The sequence below is a fragment of the Pseudomonas sp. GW460-LB5 genome, assembly GCF_059423245.1.
This window is the reverse complement of the sequence record NZ_JBWKXT010000110.1, coordinates 1-7,895: the sequence shown is the minus strand read 5'-3', so window position 1 is coordinate 7,895 and position 7,895 is coordinate 1. Positions and strand designations below refer to the sequence as shown.

Sequence of the window (7,895 nt, the reverse complement as noted above, 5' to 3'; positions counted from 1 at the left end):
CCGCCCGGCCCATTCCCAAAGGGTCCAGCGGTTGAGTCTTGCCCAGGTCGCATCCGTGTCGCCACTCGCCCCTTATCGGGTCGAGCCGGTGTGCGCGTCCGAGAAGGCGCTCATTCCGCTCATCCAACTAGAGGTTTGTATGTCTCCGCGTTTGCTGGCCATGGCGCTGGCGCCCCTGCTCGGGCTGTTCATCATTGCCTTGGGCAACGGCTTCATGTCTTCCCTGACTACCCTGCGCCTGGGCGCTGCCGGTGAGTCGGCCACCACCATCGGCGTCGTCTCGTCCACCTACTTCCTCGGCCTGACCCTGGGCGCCATCTTCAACGACCGGCTGATCTTGCGCATCGGCCATATCCGCGCCTACACAAGCTTCGCTTCCCTGATCGGCGCGACCATCCTGCTGCAGGGGCTGTTCTACGACGTCACCTGGTGGTCGGTGCTGCGCCTGATCAACGGGTGGGCGGCAGTCGGCGTGTTCCTGGTGATCGAAAGCTGGCTGCTGCTGGCCGGCGATGCAAAAATCCGCGGCCGCCTGCTGGCGCTGTACATGATCGCCTTCTACGGCGCCGGGGTGATTGCCCAGGCAGGCCTTGGCGAAATCACCCAGCTTGGCGACACCGCACCCTTCATGCTGGCTGGGGTACTGGCTGCCCTGTCGGTACTGCCCATCGTGATCCTCCCGCGGGTATCGCCACTGCTGGACCAGGTCGAACCCCTCAAACCCCGCCAATTGTTGGGTGTGGCACCGTCTGGCCTGGTTGGCTGCTTTGGTTCGGGGGTGGCGATTGCCGGCATTTATGCCCTGCTGCCGCTGTACCTGCAGCGCATCGGCCTGGCCGTGGGCGAGGTCGGCAACATGATGGCCTGGGTGATCCTCGGCGCCATGCTGCTGCAATACCCGGTGGGCCGCTGGTCCGACCGCAAGGATCGCCAGGATGTGCTGATTGCCCTGGCTGCACTGTGCGTGGTGTTGTCGCTGGTCACAGTATTCCTGCCGTCGGACTCGTTCCTGCTGCCGGCCATGCTGTTCCTGCTGGGTGGTGGCGTGTTCACGCTGTACCCGGTGGCGGTCAGCCATGCGGCCGACCGCGCGCCTTCCGACGCGCTGGTACCGATGATTCAAGGCTTGTTGTTGATCAACTCACTGGGTTCGGCCATGGCGCCGGTGGCCATTTCGCCCATGATGACCGAGTTTGGCGAGGCCGGGTTGTTCTGGGCCTTTGCCGTGGTCAACCTGGCCATGGTGTGCTTTTTCATGTGGCGACGCGGCAAGCGCCCGGCCGCAGAGCACCCGGCACCGTTCACCGCTTCGACCACCTTCTCGCCAACCGGCGCCGAGCTGCGGGTAACCGAAGACCTGATGCATGCGGCGCAGGAGCATCCGCCGCTGGATCCCGTGGAAAGCCCGGCGCAACGCTCAGAGCCTGTCTGAATCCGTTGCCGACTCCTTGTGGGAGGCCACTCATCCCTTATAGGTTGTGCTGTCACGCAGAGAACAGTGGCTGGTGTGGGGCTTGTCCCGCGAAGCAGGCAACGCTGTGTATGGCACCGGCTTTGCCGGTGTTCGCCGGGCAAGCCCGCTCCCACAGAGTGACCACTCGTCGCCCGAAAGGCACACCTGCCCTGACGCGCAGCCAAACGAATGACAGATCATCCGCCAAGGAGACCCTCCATGATCCGCATTCGCTCTCTCTCCCTGTGCCTGGCGCTCGCGCTGGCCAGCCTCACCGGCACCACCTTTGCTGCCACCGACACCAACACCGACAGCCGTCCGCAAACCGACCAGTCTGGCGGCAAGACCGCCGGTGACGACAGCAGCGTCAACAGCCCCGGCAGTGGCCAGGACAACGACAGCAGCGACACCGGCAGCAACAGCGATGCCGCCGACGGGGCCAGCGGCGGTTCGAACAGCACGGGCGAGGCGACAGGCTCTGGCGCCGGGCACACCGGCGGCACCGCCGAGGACCAGGACAGCCACTGAGGCACGCCTCGACTACACTGCGCCCAAAGCCCTGCCAAGGATTCGCCATGAACGTCAAACCCTGGCTGCTCGCCGCCCTGCTGCCCTGCACAGCCTTGGCAAGCAGTAGCAACCAAGGGGCGCTGTCGATCAGTTCCTCGTCATTCACTGATGGTGGCGTGATCGCCCTGCAGCAGGTCGGGCAGGACCCGGCCTGCGGCGCAGGCGAGGAGCGCACCCCGCAACTGAGTTGGAACAACCTGCCCGCAGGTACCCAGTCGCTCGCGCTGATCATGTTCGACCCGGACGGCGGCAAGGGTATCGGCGTGGTGCACTGGGTCGCGTACAACATTGACCCGGAGCACGATGGGCTCAAGGAAGGCATGGCCGGGCTCAGTGGGCAATACGCGACTGTGGGGCGCAACTCGCGGGGCACCCTCAGCTACCGAGGCCCCTGCCCACCCGCTGGCGACAACCCGCACCATTACGCACTGACGCTCATTGCCACAGACCTGCCCTTGGGCACGCTTCCCGAGGGACTGGACCGCAGCGGTCTGTTGCAGTTGCTGCAAGGCCACGCATTAGGGGTGCAGAGCCTGATCGGGCGCTACGGCCATTGAACCATCCAGTACAAAAACAAATGATCGAGCTCATAGCATTTATCCATTGAATGGCCCGGTGCAACTGAAGTAAGCTCGGGCTCATTCACTGGAGAGCAACATGCCAACACACACCCGCAACCACGCCAACCACACCGGTCGCAAACTGCGCCCTGTGCTGGCCGTTGCCGGCTGCGTGGCACCTGCCAGCTATTACTTCGGGTATTGGTTTAGCCACTAGGCGCCGATACCCACACGGCGCCCACCTTCGAGGGGCCGCCGAACATGAGAATACTCAAACCCCCGGTCGGCTCCCCGACCGGGGGTTTTGCTTTTCAGGCCTTTGAACAACACCGATTCACATTGAGGACAGATTCATGAACTACGCCACTTATTACGACGCAAACACCTATGCCTGGCGATTTAGCCAATCCCGTTCGGGCCAGCCTGCCGCCTCCGATCGGTCCTCAACAGGTGGCAATGCAGCAGCCAATACGAATTCAACGATCTGTCGAACACCTCGATAGGGCCGACAGCGCGGGCCTGAACCCGCCGTCCGCCCAGGGAAAAACGCCATGCAAGCTTCCAACCTCGCCCTGCCCCTGACTCAGCCGCAAGCAGCCAACACCACGGTCAGCAAGCGCCTGCCCAGCCCGCACCTGCTCAAGCAACAGATGCCGCTGTCCAGTGAACTGGCCCAGCAAGTCCAGGCCCACCGCCAGGCCATCCGCAACATCCTCGAAGGCCGCGACGAGCGCCTGCTGGTAATCGTCGGCCCTTGCTCGATCCACGACCCACGCTCGGCGCTGGAATACGCCGACCGCCTGGCCGCCCTCAGCCGCGAAGTCGGTGACAAGCTGCTGCTGGTGATGCGCGCCTACGTCGAAAAACCGCGTACTACCGTCGGCTGGAAAGGCCTGGCCTACGACCCGCACCTGGATGGCAGCGACGACATGCACTCGGGTATTGCCTTGTCCCGCGGGCTGATGCTGAGCATGATCGAATGTGGCCTGCCGGTGGCCACCGAGCTGCTGCAACCGATGGCCGCCGGCTACTTCGACGACCTGCTGGCCTGGGCCGCAATTGGCGCACGCACTACCGAATCGCAAATTCACCGCGAAATGGTCAGTGGCCTGGAACTGCCGGTCGGGTTCAAGAACGGCACCGACGGCGGCATTTCCATCGCCACCGACGCCATGCGCAGCGCAGCCCACCCGCACCGCCACTTCGGCATGGATGCGCAGGGCCACCCGGCAATCATCGAAACCCTGGGCAACCCGGACACGCACTTGGTACTGCGCGGTGGCCACAAAGGGCCCAACTACGATGCCAACAGCATCGCCATGGCCCGTCAGGCATTGGCCAAGGTTGGCGTTCAGGCGCGCATCATGGTCGATTGCAGCCACGCCAACAGCGGCAAGGACCCGGCTCGTCAGCCGGCGGTGTTCAACGATGTGCTGGAGCAACGTCTGGCAGGCGATCGCTCGATCGTTGGCGTGATGATCGAGGGGCACCTGTTCGACGGCTGCCAGGCGCTGGGCAAGGGTGCACTGAAGTACGGCGTTTCGATCACCGACGGCTGCCTGGGCTGGGCCTCGACCGAAACCTTGTTGCGTGAGGCTGCACTAAAACTGTGAGCCGAAGGTTGCGAGCCTGGCGAGACATACCCCAAGCAAGTGCGCTAGGCTTGCGTTTTTACCCCAAGGAGCAGTACCCATGGCCCGTGCAACCGCCCGCCACATCCTGGTCAGCAGCGAAGAGAAATGCAACGAACTGAAAACCCAGATCGAAGCAGGCGCCGACTTCGCTGAAATCGCCAAAGCCAACTCGACCTGCCCGTCCAGCCGTCAGGGCGGTGACCTGGGCTCGTTCGGCCCAGGCCAGATGGTCAAGGAGTTCGACACCGTGGTGTTCAGCGCCCCGGTCAACACCGTGCAAGGCCCGGTGAAGACCCAGTTCGGCTACCACCTGCTGGAAGTGACCAGCCGCCAGGACTGATTCTCCCTCCCGGTGATCAGACCCCCTGTGGGAGCGGGTTTACCCGCGAAGAGGCCAGACCAGACAACCTCGTTGCCTGCTCCGACGCATTCGCGGGTAAACCCGCTCCCACAAGTATTGTGGGGGCTTGTGTTTTCGTGCATGGGCTTTACCGTCCATGCCGCTCCCAGCCACGCCCTCACCGTCTACGACGAAGCCCCCCGCTACGCCCCCAACTTCCAGCATTTCGACTACGTAAACCCCGACGCCCCCAAGGGCGGCATCCTGCGCCGCTCGGCCATCGAGATCGGCCAGTTCGACCATATTTTGCCGTACATCGACAAAGGCATCGGCGTCAGCGAGGTCGACGGCCTGCTGTACGCGCCACTGGCCGTACGCTCGTTCGATGAACCCTATACCGTCTATGGCCTGATTGCCCGCAGCATGGAGCGTGGCCCGGCGGATGCCTGGCTGCGTTTCGAGATAGACCCGCTTGCCACCTTCGCCGATGGCAAGCCGGTGCGCGCCGAGGACGTACGTTTCACCTTCGAGCTGTTGATGAGCAAGGGCAGCCTCAAGTACCGCACGCAGTTCGCCGATGTCACCGGCGTAACCGTGGAAGGCCCGCAGCACGTGCGCTTCGACTTCAAGCCCGACCACGGCCGGACCCTGGCGCTGGACCTCGCCAGCTTGCCAGTGCTACCCGAACATGACTGGCAGCAGCGCGATTTCGCCAATGGTGCGGGTTTCGACAAGCCAATTGGCAGCGGGCCATACCGCATCGGGCGCATCGACAACGGCCGCAGCATCACCTTCGAACGAGACCCGACCTGGTGGGCACGCAACCGGCCGGCCAGCCGGGGCCGCTACAATTTTGACCAGCTGCGCATCGAGTACTTCGGTGACACCGAGGTGGCGCGGCAGGTGCTCAAAGGCGGTGGCTACGACTATAACCGCGAGTTTTCCGCCACCGCCTACACCCTAGGCTACAACGGCGCACAGCTGGACGATGGCCGCTTGCAACGCGCGCACCTGGGCCCGGCCAAACCGCAGGTTGCCCAGGGTTTCGTATTCAACCTCGACCAGCCGCAGTTCAAGGACCGCCGCGTGCGCCAGGCGCTGGGCATGCTGTGGGACTACGAGTGGAGCAACCGGCAGATGATGCGCAACCTGTACATCCGCCAGCAAAGCGTGTTCTCCAACACACCGCTGGCGGCTCGCAAGCTGCCGGATGCCGACGAACTGAAGCTGCTCGATCCGTTGCGCGGCAAAATACCGGACGAAGTCTTCACCACTGTGTTCACCGCTCCGGTAACCGATGGTTCGGGGATTGTCCGCAAGCAGCAGTTGCAGGCCCTGGACCTGCTTGAACAAGCCGGCTGGCACCCCGAAGGTGACCGCCTGGTGAACAGCCAGGGCACACCGCTGGCATTCACCTTCCTCAACGGCCAGTCAGGCATGGAGCGCCTGCTGCTGCCATGGAAGCGTAACCTGGCACAGATCGGCGTCACCCTGAACATCCGCAATGTCGATTCGGCCCAGTACGTCAACCGCCTGATGGCACGGGACTACGACATGATCGTCACCGGCTACCCGGTCAGCCTGTCGCCCGGTGCCGAGCTGTACAACTACTTTGGCTCGGCAGCCGCGCACGACCCCGGCTCGAACAACCTGATGGTGCTGCAGGACCCGGCCGTGGACCACCTGATCGACGGTCTGGTGCGCGCCGGCACACAGGCCGACATGCTGCACCACGCCCATGCCCTGGACCGTGTGCTGCAATGGAACTACTACTGGATCCCCAACTACTACCCGCCGGGCAGCTCCACCGCCTGGTGGAACCGCTTTGGCCTGCCCAAGGTCCAGGCCACCTATGACGAAGACCTGGACACCTGGTGGGAGGTAAGCCCCACCCCGTTGACCAACGCGCAAATGGCCGAACGCCGGAAGCTATCACCATGACCGCCTACATTCTGCGCCGTCTGCTGCTGATCCTCCCGACGCTACTGGCAATCCTGCTGGTCAACTTCGCCATCGTCCAGGCCGCGCCGGGTGGGCCGGTGGAGCAGGCCGTGGCGCGTCTGCAAGGCCTGGGCGGCGGTGCACCCGGCGCACGCGCCGAGGTGGTACATGGCGAGTCGCGTGCCACCCGCGGCCTGGACCCGAAACTGATCGAAGAAATCAAGCGCCAGTACGGCTTTGACAAGTCGGCCCCCGAACGGCTGTGGTTGATGCTCGGCCAGTATGCCCGGCTGGACTTTGGCAGCAGCTTCTTCCGCGGGGCCAAAGTCACCGACCTGATCCTGGACAAGTTACCGGTGACCCTGTCGCTGGGCTTGTGGGCCACGCTGATCACCTACCTGGTGTCGATCCCGCTGGGCATCCGCAAGGCGGTACGCCACGGCAGCCGCTTCGATGCCTGGAGCAGCGCGCTGATTGTGGTCGGCTACGCACTGCCCTCGTTCCTGTTCGCGCTGCTGCTGATCGTGCTGTTCGCCGGTGGCACCTCGCTCAACTGGTTCCCGGTACGCGGGCTGGTCTCGGAAAACTTCGCCGAGCTCAGCCTGCTGGGCAAGGTCGCCGACTACTTCTGGCACCTGGTGCTGCCGGTCGGGGCCTTGGTGATCGGCGGTTTCGCAACCCTTACGTTGCTGACCAAGAACGCCTTCCTCGACGAGATTTCCCGCCAATACGTGGTCACCGCCCGGGCCAAGGGCCTGAGTGAGCGCCGGGTGCTGTACGGCCATGTGCTGCGCAATGCCATGCTGCTGGTGGTGGCCGGGTTGCCGCAGGCACTGATCACGGTGTTTTTCGCCGGTTCGTTACTGATCGAGGTGATCTTCTCCCTCGATGGCCTCGGCCGCCTGAGCTACGAGGCCGCCGTGTCGCGAGATTACCCAGTGGTGTTCGGCACCCTGTTCATCTTCACCCTGGCAGGCCTGTTGATCCGCCTGATCGGTGACCTGTCGTACACCCTGCTCGATCCGCGTATCGACTTCGACACGAGGGCGCACTGATGCTGTCCCCCGTCTCGCGCCGCCGCCTGCAACGCTTTCGCCGCAACCGCCTGGGCTGGGTCTCGCTGTGGCTGTTCGCCGGCCTGCTGCTGCTGTGCCTTGGCGCTGAGCTGGTGGCCAACGACAAGCCGCTGCTTCTAAGTTACAAGGGCGAGCTGTATGTGCCGGCGCTCAAGCGCTACAGCGAGCCGGAATTCGGCGGACAGCTGCCATTCCAGCCCGACTATCGCAGTGCCTATGTACGGCAATTGATCGCAGACCAGGGCGGCTGGATGCTGTTCGCGCCCATCCCGTTCAGCGCCGATACGCCCAACTACGACCTGCTGGTACCCACCCCCAGCC

Annotated in this window: 7 protein-coding genes and 1 pseudogene; all 8 read left to right on the top strand. The window is 64.0% G+C overall.

Annotated features, from left to right (window positions below; translation table 11 throughout):
- The first annotated feature begins 139 nt into the window (after nucleotides 1-139).
- Nucleotides 140-1,432 (top strand): MFS transporter, encoded by a 1,293-nt coding sequence (locus tag AC07XM_RS30705; protein WP_016487293.1) that lies wholly within the window; start codon nucleotides 140-142, stop codon nucleotides 1,430-1,432.
- 240 nt (nucleotides 1,433-1,672) lie between these two features.
- On the top strand, nucleotides 1,673-1,981 hold the full coding sequence (locus AC07XM_RS30700) for a hypothetical protein (protein ID WP_016487294.1): 309 nt from the start codon (nucleotides 1,673-1,675) through the stop codon (nucleotides 1,979-1,981).
- 47 nt (nucleotides 1,982-2,028) lie between these two features.
- Nucleotides 2,029-2,580: a YbhB/YbcL family Raf kinase inhibitor-like protein gene (locus tag AC07XM_RS30695; RefSeq protein ID WP_102688827.1), complete on the top strand. Its 552-nt coding sequence runs from the start codon at nucleotides 2,029-2,031 to the stop codon at nucleotides 2,578-2,580.
- Nucleotides 2,581-3,134: 554 nt separating this feature from the next.
- Nucleotides 3,135-4,196 (top strand): 3-deoxy-7-phosphoheptulonate synthase, encoded by a 1,062-nt coding sequence (locus tag AC07XM_RS30690; RefSeq protein ID WP_102688826.1) that lies wholly within the window; start codon nucleotides 3,135-3,137, stop codon nucleotides 4,194-4,196.
- 79 nt (nucleotides 4,197-4,275) lie between these two features.
- Nucleotides 4,276-4,557: a peptidylprolyl isomerase gene (locus tag AC07XM_RS30685; protein ID WP_023048866.1), complete on the top strand. Its 282-nt coding sequence runs from the start codon at nucleotides 4,276-4,278 to the stop codon at nucleotides 4,555-4,557.
- A gap of 141 nt (nucleotides 4,558-4,698) precedes the next feature.
- On the top strand, nucleotides 4,699-6,498 hold the full coding sequence (locus AC07XM_RS30680) for an extracellular solute-binding protein (RefSeq protein WP_102688825.1): 1,800 nt from the start codon (nucleotides 4,699-4,701) through the stop codon (nucleotides 6,496-6,498).
- The gene (locus AC07XM_RS30675; protein WP_016487300.1) at nucleotides 6,495-7,553 is read left to right on the top strand and encodes a microcin C ABC transporter permease YejB; all 1,059 of its coding nucleotides are present in this window, start codon (nucleotides 6,495-6,497) and stop codon (nucleotides 7,551-7,553) included. Before AC07XM_RS30680 ends, AC07XM_RS30675 begins: the two co-directional genes overlap by 4 nt.
- Nucleotides 7,553-7,895, top strand: a pseudogene (locus AC07XM_RS30670) (ABC transporter permease); the annotation flags it as partial. The gene AC07XM_RS30675 and the pseudogene AC07XM_RS30670, both read left to right, overlap by 1 nt.